Annotated in this window: 16 protein-coding genes; 14 read left to right on the top strand and 2 right to left on the bottom strand. The window is 38.9% G+C overall.

What is annotated here, in order from left to right:
- The first annotated feature begins 35 nt into the window (after window positions 1-35).
- Both Q5794_RS15645 and Q5794_RS15640 read left to right on the top strand, forming a co-directional pair.
- Entirely contained in the window at window positions 36-953 is a 918-nt protein-coding gene (locus Q5794_RS15645; protein WP_214986860.1) for a DMT family transporter, read from the top strand.
- Window positions 954-1,247: 294 nt separating this feature from the next.
- Entirely contained in the window at window positions 1,248-2,579 is a 1,332-nt protein-coding gene (locus Q5794_RS15640) for a polysaccharide biosynthesis protein (protein ID WP_214986859.1), read from the top strand.
- 35 nt (window positions 2,580-2,614) lie between these two features.
- Here Q5794_RS15640 and Q5794_RS15635 read toward each other — a convergent pair whose 3' ends face one another.
- Window positions 2,615-4,405 (bottom strand): transglycosylase domain-containing protein, encoded by a 1,791-nt coding sequence (locus Q5794_RS15635; protein ID WP_057235356.1) that lies wholly within the window; start codon window positions 4,403-4,405, stop codon window positions 2,615-2,617.
- A gap of 812 nt (window positions 4,406-5,217) precedes the next feature.
- Here Q5794_RS15635 and Q5794_RS15630 point away from each other — a divergent pair.
- The 6 genes from Q5794_RS15630 to Q5794_RS15605 all read left to right on the top strand — a co-directional run bounded on the left by Q5794_RS15630 (window position 5,218) and on the right by Q5794_RS15605 (window position 10,764).
- Window positions 5,218-5,820, top strand: coding sequence for an alpha/beta hydrolase (locus Q5794_RS15630; RefSeq protein WP_057235358.1), 603 nt, complete (start codon window positions 5,218-5,220; stop codon window positions 5,818-5,820).
- A gap of 253 nt (window positions 5,821-6,073) precedes the next feature.
- Window positions 6,074-6,820: a polysaccharide deacetylase family protein gene (locus tag Q5794_RS15625; RefSeq protein WP_374988143.1), complete on the top strand. Its 747-nt coding sequence runs from the start codon at window positions 6,074-6,076 to the stop codon at window positions 6,818-6,820.
- A 15-nt stretch (window positions 6,821-6,835) separates the two neighbouring features.
- Window positions 6,836-7,429, top strand: a complete 594-nt coding sequence (locus Q5794_RS15620; RefSeq protein WP_214986857.1) for a DedA family protein — start codon at window positions 6,836-6,838, stop codon at window positions 7,427-7,429.
- Window positions 7,426-8,559 carry a glycosyltransferase gene (locus Q5794_RS15615; RefSeq protein ID WP_013057664.1) on the top strand — a complete coding sequence of 378 codons (1,134 nt, stop codon included), beginning with the start codon at window positions 7,426-7,428 and terminating at the stop codon, window positions 8,557-8,559. Before Q5794_RS15620 ends, Q5794_RS15615 begins: the two co-directional genes overlap by 4 nt.
- A 92-nt stretch (window positions 8,560-8,651) precedes the next feature.
- Window positions 8,652-9,401 (top strand): oxygen-insensitive NADPH nitroreductase, encoded by a 750-nt coding sequence (gene nfsA, locus Q5794_RS15610; protein ID WP_025751217.1) that lies wholly within the window; start codon window positions 8,652-8,654, stop codon window positions 9,399-9,401.
- A 355-nt stretch (window positions 9,402-9,756) separates the two neighbouring features.
- On the top strand, window positions 9,757-10,764 hold the full coding sequence (locus Q5794_RS15605) for a LysM peptidoglycan-binding domain-containing protein (RefSeq protein ID WP_374988142.1): 1,008 nt from the start codon (window positions 9,757-9,759) through the stop codon (window positions 10,762-10,764).
- An 80-nt stretch (window positions 10,765-10,844) separates the two neighbouring features.
- Here Q5794_RS15605 and Q5794_RS15600 read toward each other — a convergent pair whose 3' ends face one another.
- A complete protein-coding gene (locus Q5794_RS15600) occupies window positions 10,845-11,987 on the bottom strand; it encodes a C40 family peptidase (protein ID WP_214986855.1) in 1,143 nt (380 codons plus the stop codon).
- Window positions 11,988-12,182: 195 nt separating this feature from the next.
- Between Q5794_RS15600 and Q5794_RS15595 the strand changes: the two genes are divergently transcribed.
- From Q5794_RS15595 to Q5794_RS15570, 6 genes are all read left to right on the top strand, one after another.
- Complete coding sequence (locus tag Q5794_RS15595) at window positions 12,183-13,232, top strand: anthranilate phosphoribosyltransferase (protein WP_214986854.1); 1,050 nt, start codon at window positions 12,183-12,185, stop codon at window positions 13,230-13,232.
- Window positions 13,233-13,384: 152 nt separating this feature from the next.
- The gene (locus Q5794_RS15590; protein ID WP_214986853.1) at window positions 13,385-13,687 is read left to right on the top strand and encodes an urease subunit gamma; all 303 of its coding nucleotides are present in this window, start codon (window positions 13,385-13,387) and stop codon (window positions 13,685-13,687) included.
- Between the two features lie 14 nt (window positions 13,688-13,701).
- The gene (locus Q5794_RS15585; protein WP_013083758.1) at window positions 13,702-14,028 is read left to right on the top strand and encodes an urease subunit beta; all 327 of its coding nucleotides are present in this window, start codon (window positions 13,702-13,704) and stop codon (window positions 14,026-14,028) included.
- 1 nt (window position 14,029) lies between these two features.
- Entirely contained in the window at window positions 14,030-15,739 is a 1,710-nt protein-coding gene (ureC, locus tag Q5794_RS15580; RefSeq protein WP_214986852.1) for an urease subunit alpha, read from the top strand.
- Between the two features lie 10 nt (window positions 15,740-15,749).
- Window positions 15,750-16,196 carry an urease accessory protein UreE gene (gene ureE / locus Q5794_RS15575; RefSeq protein WP_214986851.1) on the top strand — a complete coding sequence of 149 codons (447 nt, stop codon included), beginning with the start codon at window positions 15,750-15,752 and terminating at the stop codon, window positions 16,194-16,196.
- Window positions 16,189-16,875: an urease accessory protein UreF gene (locus tag Q5794_RS15570; RefSeq protein ID WP_374988141.1), complete on the top strand. Its 687-nt coding sequence runs from the start codon at window positions 16,189-16,191 to the stop codon at window positions 16,873-16,875. The genes ureE and Q5794_RS15570 overlap by 8 nt, the downstream gene beginning before the upstream one ends.
- Window positions 16,876-16,885: the final 10 nt, after the last annotated feature.

Below are 16,885 nucleotides of genomic sequence, written 5' to 3'. Positions count from 1 at the left end.
AGTTCTGAAAAATAAAAAGACAGGGGTAGGGTAAGATGCAAAAAGAAATTAGAGAGAAAATGGGCTTATTGTTGGGGGTAGTAGGCGTTATCTGTTTTAGCTTAACCCTTCCTTCTACAAGCATTGCAGTCAAGTATTTCGGAACGACAGTCGCCGGTTTAGGAAGAACAGCTGTAGCTGCTATTTTAGTAGCTGTGATATTGATTGTACGAAAAGAGAAATTTCCTTCTCTTCGCCAATTTAAAAGTCTGCTGATTGTCGCTTTAGGCGCAGTTTTAGGGTTTCCTCTGCTCACTTCTTGGGCAATGAAATCATTGCCTGTTTCTCACGGAGCGGTTGAACTCGCTCTTTTACCATTAGCCACAGCCGGTTTTGCGATGTTTAGAGGAGGTGAACGCCCTACTTTAAAATTCTGGGTCTCAAGTATAATCGGTTCGGCAGCTGTTATCGTGTATGCTCTTCACCTCGGATTCGGTCAACTGCAGTTTGCTGATGCAGCTTTACTAGCAGCGGTGCTGATACTTGGACTGAGCTATGCAGAAGGAGGGGTGTTAGCAAGAGAATTAGGCAGCTGGCAAGTGATTGCTTGGGCCATTATCATCGGTGCGCCATTTTTTATGATTCCAGTGGGACTAAGCATTACAGCTGAGATGCTTCATGCGCCTTTACAAGCATGGGTTAGTTTGATTTATCTCTCAGTAGTGAGTCAATTTTTAGCATACGTTGCTTGGTACAGCGGGATGGCTATGGGTGGAATAGCCAGAGTTAGCCAGGTTCAATATTTACAGCCATTTTTAATGATTCTGTTTGCAGCTCTATTTCTAGGCGAATCAATTACCCTTTTTACTCTTGCTATAGCAATAATTGTTGTCTTTTCGGTTGTACTAGGCAAAAACGCCTCGGTAGCAAAAAAAGAAGTGCATCCACAGAAAATGATGAATAAAGACGCTTAACTAATATGTGAATTTGTTGCATTAAAACAACCTGCTCTATTCCCGCTAGCAATCGGCAGGTTCATTCGGTCTCCTGTTTTTTCTATGTAAGTTTCAAGAGCCAAAAGATAAGAAATGAATGAATTTCCTATGTAAAAAAGGTATATAACGTTTTTTTTTCACATAGGCTGAACATTATACAAGAACTTGTACAACGAAAAATACAATTAGATAAATAATTCGTATGGAGCTTGTCATATACATAGAGAGAAGAGGTAGTGATGAAAAAGGACGGGAAATAGAGGAGATAACGAGATGAACACTTTTTTGAAAGGAACGTTTATTCTAGCAGGTGCTGCCTTTGCAGGAGAGTTAATTGAATTTCTTGTAAATATGGTACTTGCTAGAGAATTAGGAAGGGAAGGCATGGGCATGTACATGACTGTTCTTCCTATCATTTTTCTTATTGCCACCGTAGCCAACTTGGAACTGCCTATTTCTATTTCTAAATTTCTTGCTGAACATCATCGCAAAGAACATCAGCATATGATGAAGCATGCCACCATTTTTGCGACTGCTGTGAGCTTGGGAATCTTTTTTATTACACTGGCCGTATTAGCAGCCTTTCCATTTTTTAGTCACTATCATCCTTACTTGAAATGGGTTGTACTATGTTTCATTCCGGTTGTTTCATTTTCAGCGGTGCTTCGTGGATATTTTACGGGTAAAAATAATATGACGACTATCGCTGTGTCTAATTTTATCCGCAAAGCCTTTCAGCTAACGATTTTATTTGTTGTTTTTCAAATGTTTGCTTTCACAGATGTTAAAATGTCGCTGTTTATTGCGATTTGTACGCTAATTGGAACTGAAGCTGTTATATTGCTTTATTTTTTTATCACGTACGTTACTCAGTTAAGTGTTTTATCAAGAGGGTACAGACCCCTGCTTTCTCCAAGTGAGATTCGGAAAAAGCTGTTAGGCGTCTCACTTCCGACCACGGGACTGCGTTTATTTAATGCGGTATGTAATGCTATTCAGCCGTTTTTAATCAAACACGCGCTCGTTTTATCGGGCATGACTTTAACCGGGGCAACGCAGCATTTTGGTATGCTAACAGGGGTAGCGATGTCGATCGGTTTTTTTCCAGCTTTCTTTGCTCATTCTCTTTTAGTGGCACTAATACCTGCTGTATCTGAAGCTCATGCGAAAAATCAGGAAGAACAGCTTCAAAGACTTTTGACTCAAAGTATGCAAATGACATTTTTATATGGGATTCCGTCTATAGTGGCGATGTATTTCTTTGCTGAGCCGCTTACCAACTTGTTTTTTCATTCTACAGAAGCCGTGTACTACCTAAAGGCTCTATGGCCGTATTTTCTTTTTCACTTCTTTGCCGTCCCGCTTCAAGCTTATTTAATTGGCCTTGGCTATGTAAAAGATGCTTTTTATCATACGATTTGGTCTCATATTGTATCTTTTTCCCTGATGTTTTTCTTAGGATCACAAACAAATATTGGCATGCAGGGAATTATTATCGGGATGAACTGTGGCGTGGTTGTCTTGACCGTTCTGCATTATGTAACGATTTGCAAAGTCATTAACGTTTCCTTTTTTTCACTTAAGCATAAAACGCATTTATCTTAAAAAAACCTCCAACAGTGAAGTTGGAGGTTTTTTGGTTACCAGTTATTCATAATTGAGCTAAACAGTGTAGCAGGGTCTTGTCCGCCGCCGCCTGATAAGTATTTCGTTGTTTGCGTAGAATTAGCATTATCAAAGCCAGCGTGGATAGAAACGACTGCATCATCGGTATACCCGACAAACCAAGCATCTTTGACATCGTTGGTTGTACCGGTTTTACCTGCAGCATCTCGTGAAGAACGAGCGTTAACACCTGTTCCATAGCTTTTTTCAATCACATCTTGCAGCATGGATGTCATTGTATCCGCATTTTCTTCACTCATTACTCGCTCTGTCTGAATGTCTGGCTTTTTCACTTCACCGTCGCGCATCTCAATTTTTCGAATTGCGTACGGCTTAGTCATGACGCCTTTGTTAGCAAAAGTTGTATATCCTTGTGCTAACTGAAGGGGAGAGAACGTTGTGGTCGTTCCTCCAAGAGCAAGCCCCAATTTTGACTTATCGTCATCTTCAAGAGGAAGTCCAGCTTTTTCCATGAATTTTGCGCTTGTGTCAATACCAATTTGTTTTAAAAGCCAAACAGCTGGAACGTTAAGTGAACGGGTAAGTGCTTCACGCATTGTCACATGCTTTTGGTATTCACCTTCTGCATTTTTAGGGCTATATCCACCGCCAAAGTCTTGTCGTTCGTCACTTAAGAGTGAAGTTGGCGTATAATCTCCAGTTTCTAAGGCTGGACCATATACGGCTAAAGGCTTAATAGCTGAACCAAGCTGATAGCCGCTTGTAGCACGGTTTAAGCCGTTTCGCTCATAGCTGCGCCCTCCATACATCGCTGAAATCCCACCTGTTTTAGGGTTAACAGCTGAAATCCCAACCTCTACTTTGCTGTTAATGTCATCATCTCGGAACGTATGATTTGCTACAGAGTTATTAATCGATTCCTGTAAATTAGGATCTAAATCTGTATAAATGGCATAACCACCCTTGTAAAGGTCATCAGCAGATACGCCATACTGTTGAGCAGCTTCATTAATCACATAATCGATAAATGCTTGATTTGAGTTCGGTTTTTTAACCGGAATACTAGGCTTGACTACACGTTCGTTTAAGGCTTGCTGATACTGAGTATCGCTAATAACGTTTTGGTCATGCATCAGTTTTAATACAACGTTTCGTCGGGCTGTCGCTTTTTCTGTACTATTGCTTGGTGAATACGTACTCGGCGCTTTTGGCAGTCCTGCTAAAAGCGCAGCTTCGCCTACGGTTAAATCTGATACAGGCTTATTAAAATAAAGCTGAGAAGCTGCACCAATACCATATACACCGCTTCCGAAATAAATTTGATTTAAATATAATTCCAAGATTTGATCTTTTGTAAATTGTCTTTCTAAGCCTAGTGATAGAAACATTTCATCTACTTTACGTTTAATGGTCTTATCACTAGATAAGTAAAGATTTCTTGCTAACTGCTGTGTAATGGTACTTGCGCCTTCAGCTTTACTCATTGTTACAATGTTCTTAAAAAGGGCGCGGCCAATACCTTGTAAATCAATCCCAAAATGCTTGTAAAAGCGACGGTCTTCCGTTGCAACAAACGCCATTTTTACATAATCGGGAATTTCATTGCTCGAAACATTTTGACGGGGAACGGTTTTATACAATTCGTCAATCTTACGGTCATTTTTGTCATAGACTACCGTACTTTGAACCGACTGCAGTTTCGAGTAAGATAAATCAGCCGTTTGCTGAAATTGCTTTAATACATAGGTAACTCCTAGCATTACAATTAAAACAACGACTAAAAAGGCTAAAATAAATTTCCTCATGTTGGTTCACTCCACTAAGTAATAATTCCATGTTCACACATAGCTACATTCTTCGTCTTTACAAGGTCGTTATGTAAAGAATGCTGAAGTTTGTTGGCCCATTCAATCTTTTAACAGAGAGATGGATGATAAAGTATTAACGTTCACAAGCTGACGCGCTAAGTTTTATAAAGGCTATTATTCAAGTGCAGGTAAGTTTTTAGGGTATAAGATGATTGACATAAATAGCTCTTTACGCAGTTATTTTTTGCTTACTCGCAGATGCTTCGTTTTTTTATTAAACTGAAACGAAGTGAAATACAATCATCTGAACTTAGTTTACCCATAAATTTGTGTTTGTCAAATAAAGCACCATTCGGGGCTTTGTTCCCCTTTATGAAAAAACAAGCTGGTATTTTACGTTCTGTTTCTCATAGAAAAAAGTTGTTATAACACGTATACGAAATACGATTTGGTACGTTCGGGTATAAATGCTGATATCTGTTGAAAGTGACGAAATAAAGCAAAAATTAACTAATTTATCAGACTAGGGAACTTTTTATACGACGGAGGACGGGTGATTTTTAATCATTATCCACCTTTTGGCGGGAGCACTTAGCTAAAAGTGGAATATTTCTTTTCCCGTTGTAAGTCAAACGAATTAAATACCTAGCTGCATATGAGCAATGGCTATATGAAGTTATTCAGTATTATGTGATACTGCCAGCAAAACATACAGGTATTTCTTTGACAGTGGTTCCTTTACAAATGCTTCGAAAGTTCTTATAATAAAATTATCTTTAATTCAAGATATTTAAAAGGAGTGGATATACGTGAAACATATTTTTAAAAAAGGAACGGACGAGACGAAACCAACTTTATTGCTGTTGCATGGTACAGGAGGTACAGAACAAGATCTGCTTCCTGTTGCAGATATGATTGATTCCTCTTGCTCCGTATTATCTGTAAGAGGAAATGTACTAGAAAACGGAATGCCCCGTTTCTTTAGACGTTTACAAGAAGGAATATTTGATATAGAAGATTTAATTGAACGTACAAAAGAACTTCATCAATTTTTAGACGAAGCGGCTGAAACATATTCATTCGACCGAAACAACATCGTAGCTGTAGGCTACTCAAATGGTGCCAATATTGCAGGAAGTTTGCTATTTCATTATGAGAATTCTTTAAAAGGGGCGGCTCTTCTTCATCCGATGGTTCCAAGAAGAGGAATTGAAGTGCCTAAGACCAACGCCTCTATCTTTATCGGCGCAGGCACAAACGACCCTATTTGCCCAGCATCAGAAACAGAAGAACTTTCTGCGCTTTTAGAAAAAGCCGGAGCAGACGTACAGGTGCATTGGGAATCATTTGGACATCAGTTAACACGAACAGAAATTGAAGCAGCTGAAAAATGGTATCGGTCAAAATTTTAATTTAAAAACTTTCCGCACTCGTGCGGGAAGTTTTTTTATTTTAAAAAAGTAATGACAGTTGTCATACAAAAGATAGATATAAATGGTAAAAAGTACTTTTTTTACTGAATGAAGGGAAATTTTATGATATCATTTTATTTCCGGTATATCCTTGCAGAACAGCTATTTTTAGGTAAAGTATCAAATTATTTTAAAATTCCTGGCTTCTATCACAAAAAAATGAAACCAAAGTCTGAGTAAACCGTTATAATAAATGCAGGATTTAAATTCAAAAGGATGGTTAAAAGCATATGACTCGTTTTTTTATTGTTTTACTTTTCGTTCTAATGGTTATATGTGTATATACCATTATTTCGCAAACCCTTTATCGTCGCTATCATTCATCAGTCATAATAAAAGGGAAAAAAAGCATAAAATAGCTATAACATTTGACGACGGACCTCATCCTGTTTATACACCAAAAATTTTGGACTTGTTCAAACTGCATGAAATGAAAGCTACTTTTTTTATTGTGGGAGAACTAGGGGAGAAACACCCGTCTATTTTAAACAGAATGATTGATGAAGGACATGAAGTAGCTATACATCATCATCGTCATGTGAGTGCATGGACGCAAACACCTTGGCAATTAAAAAGACAAATTCATCAATGTGCACAGGTTATAGAGAAAGTAACAAATCAAAAGCCGCTTTTTTATCGTCCGCCGTGGGGACATTTAAATATGAGCAGTTTATCAATGGCCAAGCCATATCACCTTGTGATCTGGACAGGAATCTTTCAGGATTGGACACTAAAAACAACGAAAACGGCATTAGTTCAAAAACTAATGCGTAAAGTAGAAGATGGAGCCATTTTTGTGTTACACGATAATGGAGATACCCCGGGAGCAGATGAAAAAGCACCTGAAATGACGATTGCGGCGTTAGAAGAGTTTTTACCTTACTTAAAACAGCAAGGGTATGAAAGTATAACCATGCAGCAATTGATGAATCAATCGTAAATAGAGGAGCGAGCAGTGGACTTAACAATTATTTCTCAGTATATACATTCCTATGGTTATATTGTTATTTTACTTGTACTTTTTTGTGGGATTGTTGGAATTCCAGCGCCTGAAGAATCATTTTTAATATTATTAGGCATGTTTATTGCCAAACATCAGCTGAACTTATACGAATCATCTCTTTTTGCTTTTTTAGGTGTTATAACTGGAATGCTTATTGCTTACGGGCTAGGAAGGTATGCGGGAACCCCATTTTTTGATAAATACGGAAAATACGTAGGGTTAACCAAAGAGAAAATTGAAGCGGCAAGCGGCAGCTACCATAAATATGGGATATGGACCATTTTATTTGGTTTATATATTCCAGGCTTGCGTCAAATTAGCCCATATATGGCAGGAATAAGTCGCTATCCGTTTTTGCTTTATTTATTGTTATCGGTAGTAGGAAGTCTAGTATGGGTCCTTTCTTTTCTGATTCTAGGTTACTACGTAGGAGATCGAATTCATATTTCGTATATTATCATGGGCGCTGTAGCTTTTTTTGTAATTTATTTACTTATAAAAAGAACAAGAAACCGAAAACGTCTTGAGAGGAGGGATGGTCAATGAGGAAGGTTTTATTCTTACCGCTTTTTCAGATGCCATCTGGTCATCACCAAGTAGCAGACGCCGTTATGGATGCCATCATGGAGCGTTTTTCGCACGTTATTTGTCAAAAAATTGATTGTTTAAGCTATTGGAGCAAACCGCTTGAACAAATGATTTCATCGATATACATGAAATGGATTTCTGTTTTTCCAAAGCAGTTTGAAAAATTTTATTACGGTCATGTATACAAAAAAAACGACCATACGATGGATGATTTTGTTGTGAAAAAGTGGCCGATTATCGAATACCATATGAAGAAATTAATTGATGCAGAGCAGCCGGATGTTATTGTTTGTACACACAGCTTTCCTTCCTGTGTATTAAGCGGGTTAAAAGAAAAAGGAATCATTGATCTTCCTATTATAAACGTATACACAGACTTCTTAGTAAGCGACGTATGGGGTAAAAATGGAATTGAGCTTCACTGCGTGCCTGATCAGGATACAAAAGCGTTTTTACAAAACGTTCACGGTGTAAAAGAGTCTTCTATTTATGTAACGGGCATTCCCGTTCATAAAGCATTTTTAAAAAGACGGATTGACCATCTCATGCCACAGAAACATATACTGATTGCCGGAGGGAATTCCGGCCTTGGAAATGTACGCAAAATGCTTCAGCAGCTTCCGCAAAACTGTACGTATATGTATTATGTGCTGTGCGGAAAAAACAAAAAGTTGTATCAAGAACTAATAAAATTGAACCACCCGAGAATTAAAGCGGTCTCGTATGTAAAATCGAGAGAGAAAATGAATGATTTATATGAGGGAGCAGATGCTATTGTCACAAAAGCGGGGGGAGTGACAATTAGCGAAGCCCTTCACAAGAGACTACCTATTTTTATTCACTCATCTCTTCCCGGTCAAGAACAAATTAACATTGAATATCTAAAAGAAAAAGAGCTGCTGATACCGCTTAATGATGCTGAAGCCTTTGAACAGCAGCTTAAGAACATTTTAGAAAATGATGTGAAGAGAAACCGGCTGATAAAACGGATGGACGAATATGTAGACAGCTTAGAAGTAAAAGTAGATCGCGTGCTTGCAGATCACTTTAAGCTGTATCGATATGAGACAAGTCAAAATCAATTTTAAGCAGAACATTGGTTATTTCTTTTTACATTCGCTAAACTAACTGTAGAGATAACATCTGTAGAAGGTTAAATGAAGTAAAAGGAGATTATAATATGAACTCAGTTATTGAAACGATTTTAAATCATCGTTCTATTCGCAAATATGAAGACAAACCATTGTCGGAAGAGCAAATTCAGACGATTGTAGAAAGCGCACAGGCAGCTTCCACATCAAGCTATATTCAAGCGTACTCCATTATTGGAGTAAAAGATAAAGAAACGAAGCGAAAACTTGCTCAATTAGCAGGAAATCAGCCTTACGTAGAAACAAATGGACACTTCTTTGTATTTTGCGCTGACTTTCATCGTCATGATGTCATTGCGGAAATGGAGAAAAAAGATTTATCGACAGCGCTCGAAAGCACAGAGCAGTTTATGGTAGCTATTATTGACGTTGCCCTTGCTGCGCAAAATGCAACGCTTGCTGCTGAATCAATGGGGCTTGGAGCTTGTTACATTGGCGGTTTGCGTAACGAATTAGAAGAAGTAAGCAAATTGTTAAAATTGCCTCATCATGTAATCCCGTTATTTGGTCTAACGGTTGGACATCCAGCGGGTATTACGGATAAAAAGCCGCGCTTACCATTTAAACATGTGTATCATGAAGAAACATATGAGCCGAACGATGAGCAGACCAAAAAAGAATTAACAGCGTATAACGAAGAAATTTCTGCTTATTACAACGAAAGAACAAATGGCAAACGCCAAGACACATGGACTGGTCAAATGGCCGACATGCTTTCCAATCCTAAGCGTATGTATATGAAAGAATTTGTTGAAAAGCAAGGATTTAACAAGAAATAAAAAAGCTGGGACACAAGTATTTTAGCCGAATTGAAAAACGAACCGCTGATCAAAATTTTTGATTAGCGGTTCGTTTTTTTTTGTTATGAAAAAAACTTAATATACCCTTAAATGATCAATAAAAAAGAAGAGGCATAGCCAGCAATGGTGGAGAAATTTAACTATTTTAGTAAAAACAACAATAAAAAGCAGTAAAAAGTAGAAACGTTTCATCATATAGCCAAATTATCAGAAATATTACGATTGAATGTTCTGTTTTGTTAAGTTTTGTAATAAAAGTAGCATGGCTCTGTAACGGCTGTGAAATGTGAGGATGATATCATTCAATCATTGAGTAAATAAGGAGGTATTCGTAATGAAAAAATTTATATTTACTCTAGGAACAACAGCAATCCTTTCAGCAGGATTTGTAGGTGCAGCTTCTGCTTCTACAAGCGGAACGTATCACGTAGAAAAAGGTGATACGTTATGGAAAGTCGCTCAAAAGCACAGCGTGAGCGTAGACGAGCTAAAAGATGCAAACAACTTAACATCTAATATTATTTATCCAAATCAAGAATTAAACGTAGCTACTATAAAAGAAATGACGCACAAAGTTCAGCAAGGAAACACATTATGGTCCATCAGTCAGCAATACGGCGTGACGGTAGATCAAATTAAAGAATGGAACGGACTGAAGTCAGATTTAATTTATCCTGGCGAACAATTAAAAATTCAGTCTCCAAACGGCCAAGCTCAGCAATCAAGCCCTTCAGTAGTCCAAGCTGCTCCAGAAGCTCAAGCGCCGGCTGAACAAACTCAAGCTGAACAGGCTCAAAAAGAGCAACAGCAGGCTCAAGCTGAACAGGCTCAAAAAGAGCAGCAGCAAGCTCAAGCTGAACAGGCTCAAAAAGAGCAGCAGCAAGCTCAAGCTGAACAGGCTCAAAAAGAGCAGCAGCAAGCTCAAACTGAACAGGTTCAAAAAGAGCAGCAGCAGGCTCAAGCTGAACAAGCTCAAAAAGAACAGCAGCAAGCTCAAGCTGAACAGGCTCAAAAAGAACAACAACCTGCTGAATCGTCACAACAAGCCAGCGGCAAATCAATGACAGTTGAAGCAACTGCCTATACGGCTAATTGTGCTGGATGTAGCGGTACAACTGCTACAGGAGTGGATTTAAAAGCAAATCCAAATCAAAAAGTAATCGCTGTTGACCCTAGTGTTATTCCATTAGGTTCGAAAGTTTATGTAGAAGGCTATGGTGAAGCTGTAGCTGCCGATACAGGTGGAGCAATTAAAGGTAATCGAATTGACGTATTCGTTCCTTCTGAAGGTGATGCTCAACAGTTCGGAAGAAAATCTGTTAAAATCACGGTTATGAACTAAGAACTTCTTTATAAAATTGCTAGTCTAGTATAGAAATACATAGCTAGTAGAACAAAAGAGGTGCCATAAGGCACCTCTTTTTACTTTATAATACGCTTTGCGCCCGCATAGCTGTTTTTCCAGTACGCTGTTGAAAGTGATTGCGTTTTAACGCCTTTGCTGCTGACATAAATGAATTCTTGTTTGTCTAGGTAAATTCCTACGACTGAAACGGATTTGCCGTTTTTAAAGAAAACTAAATCTCCAGCCTGCAGGCTGTTTTGCTTTACGTCCGTGCCGCTTTTATACTGATCTGCTACTGTACGGGGGATAGAAATATGTGAACCCGCGTTTTTATATACATACTGTGTGTACCCTGATACATCAAAACCTTTTGGTGTCGTACCTCCATATTTATATGGCTTTCCAATTAGCGTTTTGGCATACGATACAATTTGCTGCTGTTTTGCACTAACAGAAGCTTGAGGTGCTGGAGCCGGCGAAGGTGCGCTTGTACTTTTCACTTTCAGCACTTGTCCAACTTTTAGCGCATCTGTTTTTAAATTGTTTAATTTTTTTAATTCAGCTACCGTCATGCCGTACTTTTTAGCGACTGCTGTCAGCGTGTCTCCTTTTTTCACCGTGTAGGTGCCATTGCTATCAGCCGGTGTAGATGGAGCTGTTGGGGAAGGTTGAATATCTTCATCAAGCAAATAACTCATATTTGCGTTAAACGTTACTTTTCGCTTCGTTTTATAGCTCTTCGCTTTTTGCTGAAATTGCGTATTGTATGCGTTGATTTCTTTTTCGAAATTTGCAGAGATCTTATTAAATTCCGCGTCACTTACATCTCCATACGCATAGTCTTCAAGATCCACAATGTAATTGTAAAGAGCAATTAAGCTGTCGTATAAATACCCTTGAAGCTGATCGGCTTCTGAATTAAGGTGATTCATCGCATAATTTTTATCAGTCTTTGTTAGAAACTGGTCAATATGATCCGCAAGCTGATCATATGCAGCTAACGCTTTTTCGTCATCTTTTATTCCTTCAATTTCTTTTAGCTTTTTTTCTACGGTTTTATAAAATGGTGCGTAATAATCTGCTAGCGAATTAACGTCTTTTTGATAAACGCTGACAGAAGAAGCAGCATAAGCAGAGTGACTAAAAACAGGCGTTGTCACCGATGCTCCTACTAAAACGGATGCTGCTATAAATGGTACAAGTAGTTTCTCTTTTTTCATTTGTAAAGTCCCCCAAATATCCAAATAATAGTATAGCAGATAGATTATACTATATTAGGTTATAAAAGAACTAGTACTTTTCCTTTAATTTCATATTTTTTTAGCAGTTTGCGTACCTAATAGAAGATAATCTAAGGAACAAAGAAAATATGTGATACAATGTACAAATATTCAGTTAAAAAGGAAGTGTACGATATGCAGCAATTTATCAAAGAAATAGCGCGCGGAAAAAGAGGATCAACTGACTTAACGTATGAACAAGCAAAAGAAGCAGCTCGCTTAATCGCTTCTGGACAAGCTACGGATGCTCAGATCGCTGCTTTTTTTATTGCGGAACGTATTAAAACTGAAAATGCAGATGAACTATTGGGATTCGTTCATGCTTTTCGTGAAAAAACAAAAGAAATACCGCTGTCTCAGCCGCTAAAAGATAAATCAATTGATTTTGCAAGCCCTTATGCAGGGAGAAATTCATTTTTTGCGACCATTCCTGTATCGATTTTATTAGCTGAAAGAGGTGTGCCAGCTTTTTTACACTGTACAGAAGCGCTTCCTCCAAAGTTTGGAACAACGATTGAAGATGTACTTCATTCATTACAGATCCCTCAAGCTCAAACGATTGAAGACGTCGGTCATGCGTTTGAAACGTTAAAAATTGGCTTTGTAAATGCCGAAACAATCTCTTATCCTCTTAGCCGCATCAAACAAGTTCGTCATGAAATTGGCGTAAGAACACTAATTAATACGGTTGAAAAACTATTAAATTTATCAAATGCTTCTTCTTTAATGATGGGCGCTTTTCACCGCACAGCCATTAACAAAATTGTGCCCATTTTTGCTTCGCTCCCGTTCAAACATGTATACGTGGTACAAGGGATAGAAGGATCTGAAGATGTACCTGTACATAGAAGCAGCTTTGTTTTTACTATCTCAGAAGGAGAGATGGAGTCGTTTATTGTCAATCCAAAAGAATACGGACTGTTTGTGGAAGAAGAGCACTTTGAAAAGAAAATAAGTGTTGAAAAACAAGCGGAATATGTGACGCGCATTTTGGAGGGTGAAACTTCTTCCGAACTGACTTACGTCTATAATCAAGTAGTATTAAACGCTGGCTTGCGCTATTATTTATTTGGGTATGAAGCTTCTATTGAAAAAGGAGTAGACTATGCAAAACGTCAGCTAGCTGAAGGTTTGGGCTGGAAACACCTGCAGAAATGGAAAACACAAGCGATTTCAGAAGAGTAAAAGGTGAGCAAATATGCTCATCTTTTTTTATCGGAAGAGATAAATTCTTTGTTTTTTGTCAGAAAATTTACTATAATTAGTTATGCATTTGTGTTAGAAAATATCACACTTGATGTTAATAAGAAAATAGATTAGCAGAAAGGAAGCTTTCATTGAAACTTACGTCGAGAGAACAAGAAAAATTAATGATTGTCGTAGCTGCAGACTTAGCAAGACGCCGTCAGACAAGAGGATTAAAACTTAACTATCCCGAAGCAGTAGCTATCATTACATATGAAATTATGGAAGGAGCTCGTGATGGCAAGACGGTAGCACAGCTAATGCGAGAAGGGACCAAGATTTTAAAACAAGAAGATGTAATGGAAGGTATTCCGGAAATGATTCATGATATTCAAGTAGAAGCTACCTTTCCAGATGGAACCAAGCTCGTCACTGTGCACGATCCAATTCGTTAAGAGGAGGGAAAGATATGATTCCAGGGGAATATTTTTTGAAAAAAGACCCAATTACATGTAATAACGGTAAGAAATCGATTAGCGTGACTGTAATCAATAGAGGCGATCGACCTGTTCAAGTAGGGTCCCACTTTCATTTTTTTGAAGTGAATGCTGCGCTCGAATTCCCCCGCGAAGCTTCGCTTGGCTATCATTTAAATATTCCGGCCGGTACAGCCGTTCGTTTTGAACCAGGTGATGCAAAAGAAGTCGATCTCGTTGCTTTCTCCGGAACAAGAGAAATCTACGGTCTTAACAATAAAACAAACAGATCGCTTTCTGATAGAAAGGAAGATGTATAAGATGAGTTTTCAAATGTCCCGACGTCAGTACGCAGATATGTTTGGACCAACCGTTGGAGACGCTGTTCGTTTAGCAGACACAGAGCTATTTATTGAAATTGAAAAAGATTTCACCACGTACGGAGATGAAGTAAAGTTCGGCGGAGGAAAAGTCATTCGTGACGGAATGGGGCAGCATCCTCTTGCAACACGAAGCGAAGCAGCGGACTTAGTGTTGACAAATGCAATTATTGTTGATTATACAGGCATATATAAAGCAGATATTGCAATAAAAGATGGACTCATTCAAACCATCGGAAAAGCGGGCAATCCCCTGCTGATGGATGAAGTAGACATTATCATTGGTGCGAGTACAGAAGTGATTGCAGCAGAAGGGAAAATTGTAACCGCCGGCGGTATTGATGCACATATTCATTTCATTTGTCCGCAGCAAATTGAAACTGCTCTTGCCTCTGGAGTTACAACAATGATTGGAGGAGGAACAGGACCGGCTACAGGAACAAAAGCTACAACTTGTACACCCGGAGCTTGGCATATTGAACGAATGCTTGAAGCTGCTGAAGCATTCCCAATGAATATTGGCTTTTTAGGAAAAGGGAATGCAAGTGCCAAAGAGCCTTTAATTGAGCAAATTGAAGCTGGAGCGATTGGACTAAAGCTTCATGAAGACTGGGGAACCACGGCATCTGCCATTGACACAAGCTTACAGGTAGCAGACGAGTACGATGTTCAAATCGCGATTCATACAGATACTTTAAATGAAGGCGGCTTTGTCGAAGATACGATTGCAGCGATTGGCGATCGAGTCATTCATACCTATCATACTGAAGGAGCTGGAGGCGGACATGCACCTGATATTATGGAAATGGCAAGCTTTCCAAACGTGCTTCCATCATCAACTAATCCAACAAGACCCTATACTGTCAACACGCTTGAAGAACATTTAGATATGCTCATGGTATGTCATCATCTTGATCCCTCTGTACCAGAAGACATCGCTTTTGCTGATTCTCGCATTCGCAAAGAAACGATTGCAGCTGAAGATATTTTACACGATTTAGGTGTATTCAGTATGATTTCTTCAGATTCCCAAGCAATGGGACGTGTAGGAGAAGTGATTACAAGAACGTGGCAAACAGCTGACAAAATGAAAAAGCAGCGAGGGAAACTTGATGGTGACAGCGAAGCTGGCGATAACGCACGTGTCAAACGCTATGTAGCTAAATATACGATTAATCCAGCTATTGCCCATGGAATTTCCGAATACGTAGGATCAGTAGAAACAGGGAAAATGGCTGATTTAATTCTATGGGAGCCAGCGTTTTTTGGAATAAAGCCTGACTTGATTGTAAAAGGCGGTTTGATTGCACACAGCTTAATGGGAGATCCTAACGCTTCAATTCCAACCCCACAGCCGGTTTTATACCGTCCGATGTTTGCTTCTTATGGAAAAGCAAGAGCTAAAACGTCTCTTACGTTTGTGTCAAAAGCAGCGTACGAGAACAAAGTAGGCGAGAAACTGGGGTTACAAAAGCTGCTTCAACCGGTTAAAAATATTCGTCAATTAAAAAAAACAGATATGAAGTTAAACGGGGAAATGCCTAAAATTGAAGTTGATCCCCAAACGTACGAAGTAAAAGTAGATGGACAAATGATTACATGTGAAGCAGCAGAAGTTGTGCCTATGGCGCAGCGATACTTTTTATTTTGAGGTGAAAGAAATGGTAATCGAAAAAATTATCGGAAATATGGCAACATTAGAAAAACGGGCTCCGCATATAGAAAAGGTATATATCGAAAGTGATCACTTAGTAAAACGCGTTCTGCGCGTTGTAACAGATCACGGTAAGGAACTAGGAATTCGTCTAAAAGAAAATCGCGAGCTCACGGATGGTGACGTGCTGTTTATGGATGAAAGCAATATGATTGTTGTGCAGGTGCTGGCAGACGATATTTTGACGATTCAGCCGTTTGATATTCAGCAAATGGGAGAAATTGCTCATCAGCTTGGCAACCGACATTTGCCGGCACAGTTTGAAGGTGGAGACATGCTCGTACAGTACGATTATTTAGTCGAAGAATTGCTCCAGCAGCTTGATATTCCCTATAAGCGCGAAAAAAGAAAAGTAAAACAAGCTTTTAAGCATATCGGACACAGTCATGACTAATTCATTGCTTTCGCTGATTCAACTATGTGATTCAAATTTTCCATCCGGTGCATTTTCACATTCGTTTGGCTTTGAAACGTATATTCAGCGAAATCAAATTTACAACACAGAAACCTTTCAAGAGGCGCTTCGTACATACCTTGATGTTCAGCTGACGTATACGGACGGCTTAGCATGCAGACTGGCTTATGAGTATGCGGCTCATGACCAGTTTAACGAAATTATGAGAGTGGATCATGATTTATACGCTCTTGCTTTGTCAAAAGAAACAAGAGAAGGGACAAGACGCGTGGGCCAGCGCATGTTAAAACTTTGCTTAGAGTTATTTCAAGGCTCTTATTTAGAAAAGTATATGAGTGAGGTAAAAGCAAAGAAGGCGTATGGACATCCTGCTGTTGTATTTGCGTTAGCCAGCCTGCAGTTAAATATCACAAAAGAAGAGGCAATTTTAAGTCACTTGTACGCTAGCATTTCTTCGTTAGTTCAAAATGCTGTTCGCGGCATACCAATCGGTCAAACGGATGGACAAAAAACGCTCGTTCTTTTTCAGCCGCTGCTGCAGCAAGCACTTCAGCATATTTTACAAGCGGATCAAGAGGAATTTGGTGCCGTGACACCAGGGTTAGAAATCGCTCAAATGCAACATGAACAATTGCATGTCCGATTGTTCATGTCATAAAAAAGGAGGG

Source organism: Priestia megaterium (assembly GCF_041941685.1).
Classification (GTDB): Bacteria; Bacillota; Bacilli; order Bacillales; family Bacillaceae_H; genus Priestia; species Priestia megaterium_C.
Note: the sequence above shows the minus strand (reverse complement) of the source record. Positions and strands in the feature narration are given on the sequence as shown.

Coding starts and splice junctions, on each gene's coding strand:
- Q5794_RS15585 (WP_013083758.1), top strand. CDS start 13,702: ATGATTCCAGGGGAATATTTTTTGAAAAAAGACCCAATTACATGTAAT.
- ureE (WP_214986851.1), top strand. CDS start 15,750: ATGGTAATCGAAAAAATTATCGGAAATATGGCAACATTAGAAAAACGG.
- Q5794_RS15595 (WP_214986854.1), top strand. CDS start 12,183: ATGCAGCAATTTATCAAAGAAATAGCGCGCGGAAAAAGAGGATCAACT.
- Q5794_RS15625 (WP_374988143.1), top strand. CDS start 6,074: ATGCAGGATTTAAATTCAAAAGGATGGTTAAAAGCATATGACTCGTTT.
- nfsA (WP_025751217.1), top strand. CDS start 8,652: ATGAACTCAGTTATTGAAACGATTTTAAATCATCGTTCTATTCGCAAA.
- Q5794_RS15605 (WP_374988142.1), top strand. CDS start 9,757: ATGAAAAAATTTATATTTACTCTAGGAACAACAGCAATCCTTTCAGCA.
- Q5794_RS15615 (WP_013057664.1), top strand. CDS start 7,426: ATGAGGAAGGTTTTATTCTTACCGCTTTTTCAGATGCCATCTGGTCAT.
- Q5794_RS15645 (WP_214986860.1), top strand. CDS start 36: ATGCAAAAAGAAATTAGAGAGAAAATGGGCTTATTGTTGGGGGTAGTA.
- Q5794_RS15600 (WP_214986855.1), bottom strand. CDS start 11,987: ATGAAAAAAGAGAAACTACTTGTACCATTTATAGCAGCATCCGTTTTA.
- Q5794_RS15640 (WP_214986859.1), top strand. CDS start 1,248: ATGAACACTTTTTTGAAAGGAACGTTTATTCTAGCAGGTGCTGCCTTT.
- ureC (WP_214986852.1), top strand. CDS start 14,030: ATGAGTTTTCAAATGTCCCGACGTCAGTACGCAGATATGTTTGGACCA.
- Q5794_RS15635 (WP_057235356.1), bottom strand. CDS start 4,405: ATGAGGAAATTTATTTTAGCCTTTTTAGTCGTTGTTTTAATTGTAATG.
- Q5794_RS15570 (WP_374988141.1), top strand. CDS start 16,189: ATGACTAATTCATTGCTTTCGCTGATTCAACTATGTGATTCAAATTTT.